Origin of the sequence: Paenibacillus guangzhouensis, from assembly GCF_009363075.1 — a bacterium.
Taxonomy (GTDB): Bacteria; Bacillota; Bacilli; order Paenibacillales; family Paenibacillaceae; genus Paenibacillus_K; species Paenibacillus_K guangzhouensis.
Genome location: NZ_CP045293.1, coordinates 6,363,758 through 6,382,107, shown reverse-complemented (window position 1 = coordinate 6,382,107; position 18,350 = coordinate 6,363,758). Strand labels below are relative to the sequence as shown.

Annotated in this window: 10 protein-coding genes and 1 pseudogene; 1 reads left to right on the top strand and 10 read right to left on the bottom strand. The window is 38.7% G+C overall.

Translation table 11 applies throughout. The features are described 5' to 3' along the window. Positions 1–8 precede the first annotated feature (8 nt). The 4 genes from dndB to dptF form a co-directional block, all read right to left on the bottom strand. Positions 9–1,100, bottom strand: coding sequence for a DNA sulfur modification protein DndB (dndB, locus tag GCU39_RS28610; RefSeq protein ID WP_152396588.1), 1,092 nt, complete (start codon positions 1,098–1,100; stop codon positions 9–11). Positions 1,101–1,221: 121 nt separating this feature from the next. Continuing rightward, positions 1,222–6,375 carry a DNA phosphorothioation-dependent restriction protein DptH gene (dptH, locus tag GCU39_RS28605; protein ID WP_193726671.1) on the bottom strand — a complete coding sequence of 1,718 codons (5,154 nt, stop codon included), beginning with the start codon at positions 6,373–6,375 and terminating at the stop codon, positions 1,222–1,224. Continuing rightward, positions 6,356–7,747: a DNA phosphorothioation-dependent restriction protein DptG gene (gene dptG / locus GCU39_RS28600; RefSeq protein ID WP_152396586.1), complete on the bottom strand. Its 1,392-nt coding sequence runs from the start codon at positions 7,745–7,747 to the stop codon at positions 6,356–6,358. Before dptG ends, dptH begins: the two co-directional genes overlap by 20 nt. A gap of 3 nt (positions 7,748–7,750) precedes the next feature. After that, positions 7,751–9,535 (bottom strand): DNA phosphorothioation-dependent restriction protein DptF, encoded by a 1,785-nt coding sequence (gene dptF, locus GCU39_RS28595; protein ID WP_193726670.1) that lies wholly within the window; start codon positions 9,533–9,535, stop codon positions 7,751–7,753. 159 nt (positions 9,536–9,694) lie between these two features. On the opposite strand from dptF, the pseudogene GCU39_RS28590 reads away from it, so the two are divergent. Beyond that, positions 9,695–9,883 (top strand): annotated as a pseudogene (locus GCU39_RS28590) (tyrosine-type recombinase/integrase); the annotation flags it as partial. Between the two features lie 657 nt (positions 9,884–10,540). Here the strand turns inward: GCU39_RS28590 and GCU39_RS28585 are convergent. From GCU39_RS28585 to GCU39_RS28560, 6 genes are all read right to left on the bottom strand, one after another. Next, complete coding sequence (locus tag GCU39_RS28585) at positions 10,541–11,785, bottom strand: hypothetical protein (protein ID WP_193726669.1); 1,245 nt, start codon at positions 11,783–11,785, stop codon at positions 10,541–10,543. A gap of 344 nt (positions 11,786–12,129) precedes the next feature. Beyond that, the gene (locus GCU39_RS28580; protein WP_193726668.1) at positions 12,130–13,098 is read right to left on the bottom strand and encodes a putative phage abortive infection protein; all 969 of its coding nucleotides are present in this window, start codon (positions 13,096–13,098) and stop codon (positions 12,130–12,132) included. A 570-nt stretch (positions 13,099–13,668) separates the two neighbouring features. Next, positions 13,669–14,100 carry a hypothetical protein gene (locus GCU39_RS28575; RefSeq protein ID WP_152396582.1) on the bottom strand — a complete coding sequence of 144 codons (432 nt, stop codon included), beginning with the start codon at positions 14,098–14,100 and terminating at the stop codon, positions 13,669–13,671. A gap of 898 nt (positions 14,101–14,998) precedes the next feature. Beyond that, entirely contained in the window at positions 14,999–16,483 is a 1,485-nt protein-coding gene (gene rlmD, locus GCU39_RS28570; protein ID WP_152396581.1) for a 23S rRNA (uracil(1939)-C(5))-methyltransferase RlmD, read from the bottom strand. Positions 16,484–16,635: 152 nt separating this feature from the next. After that, positions 16,636–17,541, bottom strand: coding sequence for a diacylglycerol kinase (locus GCU39_RS28565; RefSeq protein ID WP_152396580.1), 906 nt, complete (start codon positions 17,539–17,541; stop codon positions 16,636–16,638). A gap of 36 nt (positions 17,542–17,577) precedes the next feature. Then, positions 17,578–18,348: a sirohydrochlorin chelatase gene (locus GCU39_RS28560; RefSeq protein WP_152396579.1), complete on the bottom strand. Its 771-nt coding sequence runs from the start codon at positions 18,346–18,348 to the stop codon at positions 17,578–17,580. Between the last annotated feature and the right edge of the window lie 2 nt (positions 18,349–18,350).

Sequence of the window (18,350 nt, the reverse complement as noted above, 5' to 3'; positions counted from 1 at the left end):
GTCAAACACTAATTACTTGACTGTAAAGATCTTTCCGCCTCTTGCTCTTCTGTAGATAGCGGAATCCCTAGTACCTTTTTGAGTGCACTAGTTAATAAAATGAGATTATTTCTCGAGAAGGAAATTTTCCCACCAACAGTAACGCGACCTTCCCAATACTTATTTCCACGGTACCATTCAACTAATTGTAACTTTTCCAGTTCCTTTTCCCAGGTATCAGGAAATTCATCTAATAAACAATAACCAACCTTACCCAAGGCTACTAATGTAATAGCATGAGCGTTGATATAGTCTTTTCTTAATTCAGAAGCCTTTACAACGCCTTCCTTAACACTATTCCATTCCTTAATATGTTTACCGACTACTGCCCAATATTTGAAGGATATTTCTTTTAGCTCTTCATAAGGTTTGTCAATCTTATTATTAATCAGTTCATTGGTAGCACGATACAACCCACTTAACGTAAATAGCTTTGTTGATCTATTCGATATGGTTGTCTTTTCCATTTCAGTCAGTCCATCAAATAAATCTAGTTCATACGATAGTTGTCTAGCGATTTCAGCTACTGGATCTCTGTAATCGTATAAGATATTTAGGGAGCCAGAGGGTCGAATAGCATAGCGATTAAGATCTGCGAACATTTGCTGTGATCTTCTCAAGCCCTCGTCTAGAAAGAAAACAACAGAGATCGTTTCATCCCCAAGTTCTGGCTTCTTTTTTAAGGCTGCCTCAATTGCTGCACGTCTATGCTGCCCGTCATTAATTACAATTTTTGATGTCATAGGAACTTTAATAATACCAATATTGTAGTTGACAGGATCATCTGATAAAGGTACAAAATCTACCAGTCCATCAATTGAAGCGGTAATGGCCGAAAAAACGTAATCCTTACAATTATTAATAAGATATTCAGCAATCTCAGGTACTCGTGCTTTATTTAAAACCCTCTGAGATCTTACGGTGGGATCAATATCCTCTTCGTCAAAAAGGAAGATTCTTGGTATTAGTTTTAACGGGCACATGGTTATGTAATATTCCCGCCCTGCCTGTATACCACGAATGGATGGAAATGTATAGAACATTGGAAGATGCTGTTGCATTTTTTCCCTCCGAATTTGGAAGTTTGTAATTCTATTTTGGAAGTCTCTATATCCTATTGTACATAATTAAACATTAGCGGTCAATAAAGAAAAGATGCCCAAAAAGGGCATCCTGAATAAATTAATAATTAAATAACTCCCAAAAAGCTTTATCTCTCATCAGTATCGGTTCCTTGCCAATCCCCTTAACCACACTATGATGCTTTTCTAACTTTTTAATCTGACTCATAATATTTTCTTCTTCGGTCTTGGACTGAGTATTAAATAACATTCTTATCTCTTTACTACTCAATTCCGAAACATTATGGAGGACCCAAGTTAAGATATAGTTTGCATAATCGTTATCGTTCGTTGAGAAATGACTTAAAAATTGGGTCGAAAGAATTGTACCTACTCCAAATTCTCTGCCTTCCTTCAGGATTTTCTTAATTGCCTTAAAATCCTTACTTAAGAAGTTGTCAGCTTCATCTACCAATATCATTCTTGTAATTTCTCTTATGTTGCCTTGTATCCTACTATGCCCGGACATCTGCATCTGATTGTAGAAGTTGTCCAAAGTAATTGCGACAACCAAATTCTGAATACTATCGTTGTAGCCAGACAAATTAATTACAGTTATTCCCTCAATTAAATCAAATAATGGAATTGTTTTTGTTGAATCAGGCTCGAACACTTCTGTATCGTATAATTCCTTTAGTGCTGCGTACAAACTGTCTATCTTTAATCCATCTTTCTGTGAAAACAACTCAAACAAATCATTGAATGTTGGAGCGGGTTTATTCCAAGTGGACGAGTCAGTTTTTAAAATCCCTTTATTTGCATACGCATCCATAATTAAATCTTTTAAGGTTATTGTCTGAACGGGACCAAGGTTAAATGCAGTGCAAATAGTATCAGTTAAAGTACTGCTGGTATGAACCGGTAATAAAGGTTTTATCGGTTGGGTAACAAACAAAGACAAAGGATTATATGGCAAATGAAATAAATCGTAAATTTTAGCTCCTGTTGACTTCACAAAATCATCTTTTATATAGTCTCCTTTGTAATCAAAAATCAAAACCTTAATTGGTGTTTTATATAGATTTTGACCAGAGTTCTTTTTAAGTTGAGCTACAAGTGATTTCGTGAATTGTGTCTTCCCCGTCCCCATTGTTCCAATTATACCTGTATTCGTATGAAGGACTTTATTTGTAGAAGTTGGAAACCAGGTGACATTATCACCATTTTCTACATTCGTTCCAAATAAAATTTCTAACGGCTTATCTTCATCAGAAGGTAAAGCTTCAGCTACAGGAGAATGTACATTAGCCTCAGAAATAGGTGTTATACTCTCGTTACTATCGTGTACGTAAGAAATAACAGTAGTCGCATCCGATTTATTATGACAATTTGATAAAAGCAAATTTTTATCGATGCTGGACTGGCCATTGTGCAGTGCAGCTTTCAAATTTTCAACGCTTGTAGTAACGAAATTGTACCCAGTCTTCTCCGGGTAGCTGATGTACATTACATCATCAATTTTTTTTGCTTCTGCAAAGATGAGATCACGCTTGAAGGAAATAACAAGACCTTCTCCTAAGACTTCTTTAAATTCATTAGAAAGGATATACTCATCATTCAAAAGCCGTTCCTTAATTACATAATCAACTTTATTTCTAAAATTTTGTTCCGGCCAAACATCATAAATAGTTAATTTCTCCAGGTTGGCCAACGCCAACTGGATGAAAAAGTTGCGATAGATCATGGCCGATGGGGCATCCCCTGTCAAAAATTCATAAAGAAGTCGATGAGTTTCCTTTACTTGCGAAATGGCCTTAGCCTGAACATTACTATTAACTCCGATTTTCACTTCAACTGGACATAAATGGACTTTAATGTTGCTACCATCACACGTTTCAATTCCAATGAAAAGTAAGTCATCACTATACGAGCCATGTTGACGTAAATTCTTCGCCGAGAATAACCCCTCTGCTTGCTTAAGTCCAGTTCCACCAGAGATCCTAAGCACTTCCTCCATAGAAATCGGAATCCATATGATGTCAGAAGTCCATAGGAATGCTAGTGCCAATTTAGCAGCAGAGAGAATACTAATTTTTTCTTTTGGAAAATGATTATTCTGGGCAAGCAAACGCAATAACCAATTACCATTTAGTGCGTTGAAAAGATTAATAATATTTATTGTTACATCTTCCTGAATAGGTACGCCTTTTGAAGCCAAAAATTCCTGAATAAGTACTTGGTATTGTTTCGATCGCCGAGTTACAGTAATAGCATCCAAGGCGTTAGAAGTTGTATATTGGTCGTTATAGTGAATAACTAATAAATCGTTATTTCTTGTGTCATTTTTAAAAAAACTCAAGTCTACACGAGGTTCTACGAATGTAACCCAGTGAGTTGAATCATATATCTTATTAAGGATATGTTTCCCTTCGGAAGATATCGCAGTAACTACCGCCGAGTCGTCCTGGTAGCTATTTAAGTTCCTTGCAACTCTTAACAAAGCATTCATTCGCGGAGCGAGACGATGAATTAAGTTATTGCTATCCGGCAAAGATTTGCTGCCGAACCCAGTTAAATAATTTCCGTTGACAAACGCAGACGGTACTCCTGAAGACAGTCCGAATAAGGATAGGCCCGTTGGGATATCCACCATCTTGCTGTCGGCTATCTGTTCAATTTTCTTCATTTGATAGAAAGTAACATGACTATACTCGTACTTATCATTAGCGGCATCTTTCGAAAAAAAAGTTACCTTGTCATGAAAAATATTAATTACTTCTTCTGCTAAGTAATCGTCTACAGATAGTTTTAGATCAAGTCGTTCCTCGATATCTTCAACCTTTGATAATTCTGAAATTTCTTCAAACACATTTGTCTCAGGAGTTTCAGAATAAATATTTATATTAATAGGTACTAGCTTCTCTTTGCTTATCTTCTTTTTAAGTTGTCTCTTGTAAAATTCTAAAAGTCCTTGCGTTATCTCACGGCAATCCCCCATATTCACTACATTTACTTTTAAGGGCGAACGCTCATCAGTGTCAAACAAATACTTAAAGTGCTCGATAAACTCCTCAATCTTTTCATATACTAATTTATTCACGAATGACCTATTACCTTCGTACCTAGGTAGATCATTATCTACATAGGTGTTCCACTCGTATGAGTCTGATTGATCTGTAACCTTATAGAGCTTATCATTTCCAAATCGAACATGAGGAATTAAAAAAGTTCCCCTTAACGTTTTCAACAATTCGTCTTGAAGTTCTTGCCCAGCTATCAACTTGTTTAATACAATTTGAAAAACAAGATTCATAGGATGCAACGGACTAAATAACCATTCCTTTTCTCCTATCGTCCGGTCGATAGTTCCAACTAGACCTATATTACGACTCTTTTGAGTTAACTGTCCGTTTTCTAGCTGCTCTAGTTCATCAATGAACGAGGATATGTAGACCTCGACCAGGCTTTTATATTCCTCATCCATATATGCCAGACTGGGTAACAATTTTTTTGTTTTAAAATAAGTAATTAGATTCGAATAAGAGCTTCTAATACTATCGGGAACCTCAATTTCTTTGTTTAGTAACCCTATAACGCCTTCATGGAAATAGAGCCCATCAGAATGAATTAACTCATACTCCCGCTCCAAACTTTTCTTAAATTCCCCCTGTGCGAAAGTTTCTCGATTTCCATAAATTATCTTCATTTTCTCGTTTTCGATTTTATAATAGAAGTGCTCTTGTCTTAACATCTTTTGTTTCCAAACTGTAAATGCTGTTATTGGCGCAGGGCGCTCAACGATATCTTCAACCGCAAAAGGAATTAAGGTGTCATTAAACAAAATATTGAAGCGAATTGCTTCTTCTTCATTATCACTATCTAGCGATTTTTTAATTATTACTTTTTGACCAGTAGTCACCTTAACCTGCGGAACAGACCTACCATCAAGAGTTATCATGTTTGTTTCGACATCGTTCTCAGAGGGGTTCACTATTAGTTCGGTTTCCTCAGAACTAATTAAGAGATATGGCTCTTTAGTAGGTACAACAGTATAAGAAGTTTGAATCCCCGCAAGAAATGATTCATTAACTTCAACTACAGCAAACCTAAAATCAAACTTATTTGAGGTCTCCGTTTTGTAGGTTATTCTGAAAAATTTACTTTCTACTTCATTCACCTTAATTTTAACTTTCAACTTGGACCCATATGTATCGGTGGTTACACCAATAACCTTAGTCTCCAACTTGGCATGCTTGTTGAAGACTTTGTCATTGAAGTTCAACTCAAGGTTAATTTCTTGTTTTTTTTCTGGATTAAAGATGAGAAAACTTCGAGTCCTTTGTTTTGACTTACTTTCGCCCGCGGGCCTCTCCCAAAAGTTCAGCCCATCTTGGGTCTTTTTCTTTCCTTCAACGTACTCAAGTCCTTTATCATTCTGCTTATTACGATTGGATATATAAACGGGATTAAACTCAGTCTCTGCCCAGTTTGGGTTTGATAATAAGTCTACTCCCTCATCATCAAAATACTTTTCAAGTTCGGTGTCAATATTTCCATTTTTGTAGACAGAATCAACTTTAGTAAACAACTCATGGTTAAGTTTAAGTCGTTCTTTGAAATCTTTATCAGTTAATGTAGGAAGCACCATATCATTATCTTTGAACAACCCAAATGACATATACTCACTATTTGAGATTTCAGATCGATTTAGCACCGCAAGTACATCAATAAAATCAAAAAGGGTAGTTTCCTCATATTGACTGCGCATTACTTTTTTATTAGAAACAATGAATTCAAGTATTCTTTTCTCAGTTGTGTTAAGAGAAGTTGTGGCTAACAATTGTTTAATATCTTTTTCAACTACCTTAATATGAAAAGGCATGCCTTCCTTATAAAAAGAATCTGTACCATGAACCAAACTATCTAAATTTGAATTATGTATAAGTAAAAATGACGTTTCCTGCATATCGTTACTTTCAGTTCCAACACTATTACGGAGCTTTGTTAAATAGTCCGGTGTTGCATTAACCGTCGAACCCACAACTAAATTTGAACCATAATATTTTAAACAAAATGTCTCGTAAACTATATGACCGCTCTCATCTTTGACATGAAACGTTTCGCTGTTGCTAAGTGCGTTTAAATGAGTAAGCAACACTGAAACATGCTCATCACGATCAAAATAAATATGATATTTATCACCAGGAAGAAGGAATGTACTGGAGAAATATTCATCCACCTTCCTTGCAAGATAATCATAAAAAGGATTTGACATAGATTGCATCCCCACTATCGCTTTTTTTCTCAATTATATTTATAGCCTCAAAATACTTAATAATCTGGTTCTGTGAATCCCGATCAAATTCAATTCCTCTCTCCTTAAATCCTTCAAACAATTTCTTCAATCTTATTTTTGGCTCATCTTTAATGATTAAATTAGTAATGAATAACAGGTATTCTGGAGTTAACTTCAATGTCTTCCCAAGCCGCCCTCTCACCTTAATAAAGTTGCTTTGGCAAAAAGATACAAACCATTGCCGATACATTATATATTGTTTTTTACGAGTACTATCATTAAACTGGTAATCTATTGCTCTGAATAATTTATTAATCATGCTCTTCACTGGATCATCATAAGTATCCTTGTATTTAAAACCTTCCCAGTTGGTGTCAGGTAATTTATCCATATAGTCCTTGATTAGTTTCTCCAATTCACTTAACAGTTTCATACGACCTGAAGCGTCTACAGATTTTAATTTTCTTACTATGTCATTATAAAAATAAACACTATCGGAATGTTTCTTGTGGTTTAAGAACTCCAGGCAATTGATATGTGAGAATAATACCGAAATTGGGGCCTCAATTTTTTTCCAACCATTTTCATAACTTATCCTGTTACTAGATGTACTCTCCCATTCCAGGTTAAAGTATATAGGTTGTATCTCAAGTTCTTCTTCAGTCAAAAAACGTTGACATGACAACGAAAATTGGGATACGTAAAAAAAGTAGTAATACTTCAATAGCTTCTCTACATGAAGTATAAACAAGTTTGGATGTGCCAATAACCATTTAAGATCTTTAGTGAATAATGTTGAAATATTAGGTATTGCACAATGATATGTCGCCTTTTCATTGTCTTGGTAACTCTCTAATTGGGGTAATACTTCAACAAATAATTTTGAAAGAACATCTGTTGTATCAAAATTTATTTGAAGAACGATATCCTTTTGTTTTGATTCATTAATCAGAACATCAAATAGAAACCGTCCCATCTTCTTCGTCTCAGTATCAGTAGTTAGATACAAGTAAATATGTGGATGGAAAATATACGTCTTATTGTTTTCCGTTTGAAAAATAGAATTAACTAGGTTAATGAAGTACTCTTTATCCCCCTCTTTATCGAAAGTAACCTTAGCTAGCATTTTTTCTAAAATCTCACTAAAAACGATGTTTTCGTCCGCTCTTTTCTTTTCAACTAGACGAAAAAACTCCCCCAATACCATCGCAAAGTCCTTTACTTTATCTTCGTCATTTTTTTTTGAGGTATATGGTAAAAATCTCGATACTTTACTGGGATTATGTCTTATTTTTTCCTCGTAGAAGTTAAAATTTTGCTTAATTTTATCAATGTCCAGTTGATAGCTCATATGTTATACCACCGTAAATGTATAATTTTCGAAAATATTATCATAACTCAAGGAATATCTACTTTTACTTGCCGAGTGAACTTCCTCAAAAATAATTTCTTCACGTCCGTTTCCTAACTCACTAAGTTTATTAATAAAATCTACGAAGTTAATGAATTGTAGTTTATCATTTTTATTTGGCCGATAACCCTCACCTATTTTTGTAACAAGTTTATATAGTGAATAGTCTAGTTCTACAGCAGCTGAACCAACTGAGTTTTTCACTTTAAATGCAACAGGAATCTTTAATAGAAACTTTGACAGCTGATTCTCTGAACAACTCGCTACATCTTTATTTATTAAAGGTTGAATCTCAAGCTTCTGAAGAGTTTTATAAGAATTCTGAGGTTGCCCAACATTGAGACTTATATAAGTACCAAACCCATTCCCGTTCCAACGATAAATAGCTTCTTTGAGTTCGATATTATATAGATTTGCTAACTTTCCTGTATTTCCGATATTTGACCAGTAAAGATATGATACATACTTAACAAAAACAGGATCATGAAACACATTCCAGTGTTCCTTATTTAGGAAATATGATAAATGAACAAACAACTTACCGACTTCCCGTTCCAATTGTGACTTTAGCTGTTCATCTTTTTGATATTTTTTTATTAGACTAAAAAGGTATGGTAATGAGTCAATATTGAGGTATTTATGAAATAAATCGGTCTTATCATCAACAGTTTTAAAATCAATTAATACTTGATCAATATGTTCATTTCTCGAATTGGTCGGGCTCAAATGTGACAAGGCATAGTTTATATTTGAGCTATCCGGTTGAGCAAAAACCAAAAATGGCAATAGTCGCTCAATATATTCGCTAATTTGGATATTCATATTTACTTTCATAATCGAATCATCTGACAAATTCTCATAATTGGGAGCAACCAGAATATTGTAAATAAAATTCAGAAATGCTCTTGACGAGACAATGAGCTTTTCACTTATCACGGCTTTTACAATAAGATCAATAACCTTATTCTGAATATTAGATTCCGCAATCAACTCGTAATTTTTTTTAATTGGACATTGTTCGGCGACCACACAGTTATTAATGCAGTTATTTTGATAGCTCTTGTAAAAAGGGTTTTCTTGTAATGGAGCAGTAATTTTATTAATTAATCCGAATAAATAATCCGATTTTGTTCCGGTTTCAGTTAATTCAAACATATAATAATCACTAAAATTGACAAATTGAAAGTGACTATTAGGATCATAATTGTTTGAGGTTATTGTGGACTCAAGGATTTTCTTAGAGTTCACATAGTTTTTCAATTGACTGAATTGACTTCCATAATCCGAGTCAATAAAATTATTCAATGCTCCTAAATTTATTGCTAGAATTGCTTTCTTAATAGCTCCAGATTTCAATCCTTCATCTGAGAAGTCTCTAAAGCACTCCGCCAGGGTTTGAATCGAAGTCTTCTGCGGATCAAAACTTTCTGTAGCATCATTATGTATATAAAACTCCGTCGTGCTTAGGAAAGAATACTTGCTTTTTAAGTACGCAAGTGTGTGCGACTTGCCGTCCCCAACACCGCCACATACTAATATAAGCTGTGATTGCTCAGCATTTTTTGATTTTACAATAATCTCTTCTAACTCTGTTTCGACAGTCCTTGAAATATGCATATACTTTTTAAAGGAGTCGAAAGACTCCAAATTATCTACAGCCTCTTTAGAAGATTGCTTACATTTTTTCAAAGTGCTTACCAGGCAGCCGGAATAGGATTGCACGCTCACTCTGATAGCCTCCTTATAAAGTTTCGACATGTACTATTACAATTCGTTAAGTATACATGATTTCCCTGCTTAAGGCTCATCAAATCAACCCTATAAACTATCGAAAGGGTGACCTTTGGGTGACTTTCGTGTGACCTTTGGGGGCTCTTGGGGGGCTTTCGTCACACGAGTGCTACCTTATTGATCAACAAAGGCGTACATGCCAAACTCATATCGGAACGCTTGGGTCACTCCAATATTTCTACCACAATGAACATCTATGGCCATGCCTTACAATCAGCCGACAGGGATGCAGCGAATAAACTGGATTCATTGGTGCCACCTAAGAAAGAAAAGAGAAATGGTTAGACAAGGCTGTGCCGGATCTTCCAGCGCGGCTTATTTTTATATCCAAGACATTATAGAAAGGATCTTCGACACTTAAATGCCCCTTAAAATAGTTGTTGTAATAATACAAATGAAAAAAGCGATCACCCACCGCCAAAAAGGTTGACCGCCTTACGTTGGATCCGCTTTCTTCTCCACCGAAACATTGCACCATCTCCGTGGGCTAGCCCACAATTTTTTTTCACTTATAACGGTCTGGCACCCGTTTAAGCAAACATAATACATCTATTTCTTTTCAACAAGCTTATCCAAAACCACAATCATTCAACCATGTTATTTTCCAGCTTGGTTAGTTCAAACTTAGGGAACCCCATTTCCCCCGTCTTTTTCCTACAACAAGAACAAGAACAATGAATCTTGCCCTTAGCGAACTTCCCTGAATACTTTTCATGCCATCCGAGCTGTTCGGCAAGCTTGCTCTTGCGGTGCATCACCCTATTTCAATGAACCCTTTTATTTTTCTATAGACCATGTGGCTTTCTGGAAGAGGGAATGAGTTTCGCCTCGACCATGGAGGTGTCGTGCTAACAGTGCCACTTGTGTCATTCTCTTAATACCAACCTTTCCCCTAGTTTAATTCATTTTAACTTATGAGTTTACACAAAGAAATTTACAGCCTCATGTTTGGCGAATTTGTCTTTCAATTATTTTTGATGGTGATTTTAGGACTGATTCTCTAAGCTTTTTATCTCTGACATGACTCGGTTCACGAGTCGCTATAGAATTAATCTTATTTTTTTCACGTAGTTTTTTTTGTTCATCAAGATTCTCTAGCAAATTTAAACGCAATTCATCAAAAATCGATAAATCATAATCTTTGAATGGATTTCTTTCATGTATAAAATAAATATCTTCTGTTATAATTTTCAATCGTTCAGGAGGAATCCTATTTATAACTTTAGGATCAATAAACCATTGTTCACAATGCATCATACTACTTTCAATTCTGTTGATTATCTCAATTTCATTCATAAGCATTTTTTCCCATTCATTCAAAAACACATGCCTGTATTTATTATCAAATATCCAATAAATCTCTGTACCATCTTCATATGGTATTACAGTGAAAAAGAGAAAAGTTGCATTTCCTCGAATGTCTATTAAGTGTTGATTCAACAACGCCACAGGAATGTTCATATCAATTCGTTTATAAAAAAATCCAACCCCAAACGGGTCAGACAAACTTTCGAACTTTACCAAAGGTTCGTTTGTTTTTGTTTCTTCCAGTATCTCTAGAGTCTGTTCCAATGTTTGTTTTAGGTCATAAAATTTATCGTACTCATAGGAAAATCTAAGAACTTCTTCATCTATAAGTTCTTCCAATCTCCCCCTTAAACATTCAATAAGGGTTCTATCTTTCCCTAATTTTTCAGTAAATACTTCTATACTATCGTTAGATTCGGCAACTACTTCTGTTAGCAATGTCTCAATCACAGAAGGCTTCATTACAAGTTCTCTAACAAAATCAAATGAATCATTATTAAATTGATCTGCTAAAGGTTTGATCTTAAACAAGGAATAACATATACTTCTATAACATTGCATCAATATTTGTTTGACGTTATACTTATAAGAATTTTTACCAAGAAACTCAAATCCCCCATCATGTTCCAAACAAAATCCTTGAAACTTACTAGCCTCATACATACCAATATCGTCCAATATTAAAGTTTTACTTTCTTTTCCACTTCGTTTTGATTTAAAATACTTCATATTCCCATCTACTGAAATACTTGCAAGCGATATATTTCTTGAAATAGCATGTGAACCAATAGCAATTTTATTGCAGTCCTGTTTATAGCATTTGTGCTCTGTCTTATTGAAATATTTTAATAGCAATTTTTCAAAATTAGTATTAATCATATTTCTTTCATGCTCTCTAAAGTTGAATTCCAAAATTAGATCACCTCAATCATTTTTAAAAAAACATCGTTTAAGTATCATTTTTAGTTTTTCATCTAATATTCCTTGTTTACATAAGCTTGGGTTTGATAAACCAGATTCAACAAATAATATACGATTGTTATTTGATTCAATTAATTCAGCTGAGAAAATCCCATTAAATTTTATTTACGCAAAAGAATTATGGTAAATTATTCATTATTTGTGTCTCATCCCCTGCATGGATATATAAAAAGCACCTCTTGGGGTGCTTAACTCTAATAGCTTAATATTCTTGTATATCTATTCCTTCTACGAATTTGTACTTAATGTTGGCCCATGTCCTCAATAATATCTCGCATTGCTTTTGGGACCTTTTCCGTTTTCAAGTTATTTAGGAGCTTATGTTTTTCAATTAATTCTTTAAATTCTCTGCCATTTTCGGTCAATGAATTGAAGAAGATAAGAATTAACTCTGAAAAAGATAATTGAGCTCTTATTATTCTAATATACCTCTTTCTTTCTCTATCTGTCATATCCATATCAAGTTCTCCTGTATCTGCGTTGTATCTAATAATATCCTCACTTTCATCAATAATTTTAATCAGATTGTATAAATTTCTAAAATAGTGTCCTAATAAATCATCATTTTTGTTATATAATTTCTCGAATTTATCCATTAATTCTTGTTTTGTTGCTATATTACTAACTATTCCACTATCGTTCACCAATTCAATAAGTCTTTCCTTACCTGACTTATGTACTGGGATTTTATTATGGAAATCTGTATAGTTAAGTGGGTTGTATTTTAGTTCCGTGTACTCCATTGACTTAACAATTTCGTTATGTAGTTGAACCATATTAAAAAAAACACTATCGAATCGTTGCCTACCTAAAGTGTATTTTTGCTCATGAACTTCTTTTTGAGAGTTTAGTAATTGTTGACGCTGAACTATAAATGAAGCAAGAATCATTAAAAACCCCGCTAGTGTCAGCAGGGGTGTAGACGTCCCACCTAACCAGTCACCAATCGGTCCCAACTCTTTATGTGTTGGATAAGGAGTATCTTGCGTATCTGGCTGATTATCGTTCGAAGGAGACTTTACCTGCTCAGAATAAGTTGCTTCCTGTACACTATAATTTTCAACTCCCCCAAGGAAGTATGATCTAACTAACCAAGGATTTGCAAACCCCCATAATGCAAGAAGAATTGCGAAAATAAAATAAAATTGTGGATTTTTAAACAGATTCAATACAGTTTTCCAAGCCGAGTTTTTATCTCTATCCCATTTCAAAAATATTCTCCTCCTACACACCAGTTTCTGCACTAATCCTACATCCCTGACTCCTTGATGAATACCCTTTTGATACAACCATTTAATCATTCTAGCAACTATTAGGGTTCGTTTCCTTCACGATGGCTAGTATTCGATTAAAACCTATTCTTTAGCTTTTAAGCTCTATTTTATTAAGGATATATGAGCCATACCCTTTGTTCCATTTGCCCACCAACAAAAGTATGTAGTTCAAATGTTCCTTGTGGAGATTATCTAATAATTCTCTCTTTTTCATTGCCCCAAATCGGTTCATTTTCTTTCAAAAAATCCATGGATTGTTTCCATTTTATATTTATCCTTAACTTTTTTTAAATTAAAATTTTTCCACTTTTATTTGCGTAAATATCATTTCAACTCGGACTACATACTACCAAAAATAGTAAATGTATTCATTAGAAGCTTGTTATACCAAAATTTCATTCTCCCGGTCCAGGTAATTACGTCCCCTCATTGTCCTCCAGCATGCCCTATACAGGCCCCCCAATGTTTATATTTATCTATTCACTGTCATATAACTCGAGCGAGTATTTAAGCATATGATGAAATAAGTAGCTCTTCAAATAGCCTGAAATCAGTTCGAGAATAAGGTATTGGTTGTACACCTTTTACGATTTCTAGAGGGTGATTTCTTACTTCACTAGCCAAAATTCCAGATGATTCTTTGTGTAACTGAAAGAGTTGCCAAGGAATTGCATTTGTTCGTATTTTAAATTTATTTGCGAGCCTTTGGCATATTCCTTGTGCCAGACGATCCTTAACGGGGAAGGCATAGTTTCGAAAGAGTTCTAAATTCTCATCCGTGATATTATCGATACGGGTTGAAAAATAACAAATTCCATCATATTTTGATTGGCGAATCCATTGAAGTAGCAATTGTGGGACTATGTATTCGGGTTTGAAAGCATCTTCAGGATGCTTAACACGAATGGAACAGCAAGCCATTAAAGGCCAAAGAATCAAATATTTTTTAATTTCGTCAAACCAATGATTAACTTGTTCTTTCCCCCGTAAAATCTTAGGAACAATTTCTCAGCCTTCAACGTAATGGCTGTTGGCGGAGTAGAAAGATCTAGATATGAAAGACCTTTCATCATGAATAACGAACCCTGTATCGTATTAAGGTCGGGGCGGTCAAGTTCCTCCCAACAAATATACATTGAGCTTCCTAGATACACCAAGGCAAGCCTGGTATACTGTATCTATTAGTCTTCACCCTACCTCGAAATTGAAAAGGGATATGGAACATTTCATCTGCAGTGTAAGTATGGTTCCTCCGATTCTCATTTTGTAAACAACCTCAGGTCTTCTCCCCATACCCAAAATCAGATCCTCGATTCCATACCCATCAATGATATCCATTACTCCCTTTTGTGCGCCAACCACACTAGCGTCGAGATCGAAAATTCCTTGAAGGTTTAGGGTCTTAGCTAATTGATAACATTTATCAACAATGTCCCCTTTATAGATATCCGATTTGGAAACCCATTAGGAGTATGGTTTTATGTACCACCATCATTACCGGTTAATTCCTTTATCCACTCTGGCTGGTACGGTTGAAACATAATCCTAACCCTCCGAACTTAATATTAAAAGTTATATAAATAATATCATAAATTGATGGAAAAATAGGACTTTCAGGTCCCGATTTTACTATTATGCTGTTAGTCATTGATCACTTCATAAAAGTTCTACCAGATTAACTACCAATTTTAAAAAAACACCTGATTTCAACATCAGGTGTTGCCTGATAAAATCTATTAATTTCGTCAACAATCAGTCAACTCTATTATTTTCAAGCCTCTGTTCCACACTTTTACACTACCTGTTATACTCCACAAACCCGTCCACCACTGCATACTCAGCTCTCTGTACCATTCCTCACTAACAATGCCACCGATTCTACGTGAACCGTATGCGGAAACATATCCACCGGCTGCACTTCCTTCACACAATACCCGTCATCCTCAAGCACACGTAGATCCCGCGCCAACGTCGCAGGATTACACGACACATACACGATGCTCTCCGGCTGCATCGTCAACAGCGTCTCAAGCAGCCTCTCATCGCACCCCTTGCGCGGCGGATCCACAACAACGACATCCGGTGTCACACCCTGCTCCAACCAGCGTGGCATAACATCTTCAGCAGCCCCTACCTCAAACTCAGCATTGTTAATCCTGTTAAGTGCCGCGTTCGCACGAGCGTCCTCGATCGCCTCAGGGACGATTTCGACGCCGTAGACGCGCTTGGCATGCTGCGCTAAGAACAGCGAGATCGTACCGATTCCGCAATAGGCGTCGATGACCGTCTCGGAGCCTGTCAGGCCGGCATACTCAAGCGTCTTCCCGTACAGCACCTCGGTCTGTACCGGGTTGACTTGGTAGAACGAGCGGGCTGAGATGGCGAACTTCACGTCGCCGATGTAGTCATAGATAACATCTCGGCCCCATAGTGTGCGGGTTTCATCGCCAAAAATCACGTTCGTTCTCTTCGTGTTGATGTTTTGACAAATACTCGCCACGCCTGGCACTTGCGCGAGGATCGCTTCGATCCATGACTCGGCACGCGGTAGCTTGGCCCCGTTCGTCACGAGCACGACCATCAGCTCGCCCGTGCGGAAGCCGACGCGTACGACAACGTGGCGCAGCAAGCCTTCGCCTGTCTCTTCGTTATAAGCCGTCACACCGAGGTCACGACCAATGGCCTTCACACGGCGCACGATATCATCGTTCTGATCATGCTGAATCAGACAAGCATCCATATCGATGATGCGGTGGGAGTTGCGTGCGTAGAAGCCACCGATCAGGCCGCCTTCTTCCGCCATCCCCATCGGGACCTGCGCCTTGTTCCGATACCGCCATGGATCATTCATCCCGAGCGTCGGGTGAACCACGATCCCTGCCTCGATCTCTCCCTCACTTTTTCCGCCAACCTTCAACTTCCCAATTCGCTCCAAGTTGTCCACCACGTGCTGGCGCTTCCAGTCGAGCTGCGCTTCATACGACCAGTGCTGCAGTTGACAGCCGCCGCACTGCTTGTAGATCTCGCACGGTGGCGCGATCCGATCCGGGCTTGCGACCAAGACCTCAAGCAGCTTCGCATACCCATACTGCTTCTTCACTTTCAGCACCTTCGCTCGCACGCGCTCGCCCGGCAAGGCGCCACCAATGAACAGCGTGTAGCCTTCCACGCGGCCCACGCCTTCGCCTTCATGCGTCAAGCCGATGATGTCGACTTCAACGTCCTCGTTCTTCTCTACCGGCAGATCGAGAATCGCCTGCGATTGCACCTTACTTCTGCTATGATTACGGGCTTGTCCCCCGCGCTGTCTTCCTCTAGTCATCTATCTAACCCCGCCCAACTTTTACATTTAAACAACCTCTTATCTATAAGTAAAAGGGAATCCCGCCTTGCCTCATCCCGAGCCAAAACGCAATCCCCCACTGTTTACGCTCACTTCTGTTTCCTTCTTACCAACTAACGTAGTCCTACGCACTACTCCGCCGCAAAAATCTCAATATGCGACGGCAGCACCGAGAAGTTACAAGGCAGCGTGCCCCCAAGCTCGCCATCTAGGTTCAACTGGACGTACTCCGGCGATGTCACTTCCAGATGCGAAGTCCGGAAATGCACCACATGCGGATCTGTCATATGCTCCCCGCGCATCGCGAGGCTTGCGATCCGGATGAACTCCGCGAGGTTGCATTTCTTCACGAGTAGGACATCGAAGAGTCCGTCGTCGATCCGCGCATTCGGCGCGAGCTTATCCATGCCGCCGATCGAGTTGCTGTTCGCGATCAGGAAGAGCATGAATTCCTCATGAAATTCGCCGATGCCCTCCGCGCGAATGATCAGCTCCGACGGGCGAAGCCGCGTCATTTTCTCCAGCCCCTTCACGTAGTACGCCAGCTGCCCGATCATCGTCTTCAGCTTGATCGGCACCTCATAGGTGAGCTCCGTGAGCGAGCCGCCGCCCGCAATATTAATGAAGTAGCGATCACCCGCAAGACCAAGATCGATGGGCCGCGTACGCTGATCGATAATGAGATCGCACGCATCGCTCCAATTCCGCGGAATGTTCATCGCGCGCGCGAAGTCGTTCGTCGTCCCCACCGGAAGAATCCCAAGAGGCGGTCGATTCGCAAGCGGCGCCAGGCCGTTGATCACCTCATAGAGGGTCCCATCGCCGCCAGCCGCAATGATCATATCATAGCCGCGTTCCACTGCATCGATCGCACAAGCCGTTGCATCGCCCTCGCCGATCGTCGCGTGCGCAGTCGTCTCGATGCCTGCGAGATCCAGCCGCTGCAGAATATCAGGGAGCCGTCGCCGCATCTCTTCCCTGCCGGATGTTGGATTATATATGAGCCTCGCTCTTTTCGTGATTCGATCCATACCCATATTGTATATGCCCCTGTTTCATTCATTTCGTACGGGTCATCGTCGCTGCATAACCTGTCTCACTTGCCTCGACAACCAGCTCGATACGAGCGGATGCGGCAACAGTGCCTGACCGTCATATACACATACAGCCTGCCCAATACGATTCGGTATTACACGATTGGTGAAATAGCCCGAACTCAAAAATAACGGCACTACCATCACCGTATAGTCCGTCTCTGTCTGCCATCTTATTATCTTATCATATAATTGCTCCGGAAGCAGTAGCGCCGAATCAATGGCAGCATATTTCATCTCACGCTGAATGCGATCAGCCACCCGCAGTAACCCGCCCACATAACGATCATAGAATAAAGGGTGTTCACTCCCATGGGCGACGAGCATGAGCACCGTCTCTTCCGGCTTCCGTCCGCCCAGCAATGCGCGGCTGCGTTCCATCGCGATCTCTGCCATCTCGATCGGATCCTCGTCCATCGGTTCCCCGAACCAGACGCGCGCCTGCACGCGGAACGGCAAGAGATCCGTATCGGTAGACGGGGCATCCTTCACCCCGAGCGCATAGGCAATCTCGTCGACATGCGTACTTCCGCCCGACACAAAGAAAGGGATCACGAACAGGTCCGTAACTCCCTTTGCTTCGAGACGGTCTATGCCATCTTGTATAAGTCGCCCTTCGACGATTTCCAGAAATACAACCTCGGCGGGTATTCCCTCTGGCAGCTCCGCATGTCGCACAGCTTCATCCACGAGCGCGACCCAATCGCGATCCCGTGACCCGTGGCCAATGATCAGTATACCCGGACGCATGC

What these genes read in the sequence shown, in the direction of transcription:
- dptH (WP_193726671.1), bottom strand. Translation starts at nt 6,375, where the DNA reads ATGTCAAATCCTTTTTATGATTATCTTGCAAGGAAGGTGGATGAATAT.
- GCU39_RS28565 (WP_152396580.1), bottom strand. Translation starts at nt 17,541, where the DNA reads ATGGGTATGGATCGAATCACGAAAAGAGCGAGGCTCATATATAATCCA.
- GCU39_RS28560 (WP_152396579.1), bottom strand. Translation starts at nt 18,348, where the DNA reads ATGCGTCCGGGTATACTGATCATTGGCCACGGGTCACGGGATCGCGAT.
- GCU39_RS28585 (WP_193726669.1), bottom strand. Translation starts at nt 11,785, where the DNA reads ATGATTAATACTAATTTTGAAAAATTGCTATTAAAATATTTCAATAAG.
- dndB (WP_152396588.1), bottom strand. Translation starts at nt 1,100, where the DNA reads ATGCAACAGCATCTTCCAATGTTCTATACATTTCCATCCATTCGTGGT.
- dptG (WP_152396586.1), bottom strand. Translation starts at nt 7,747, where the DNA reads ATGAGCTATCAACTGGACATTGATAAAATTAAGCAAAATTTTAACTTC.
- rlmD (WP_152396581.1), bottom strand. Translation starts at nt 16,483, where the DNA reads ATGACTAGAGGAAGACAGCGCGGGGGACAAGCCCGTAATCATAGCAGA.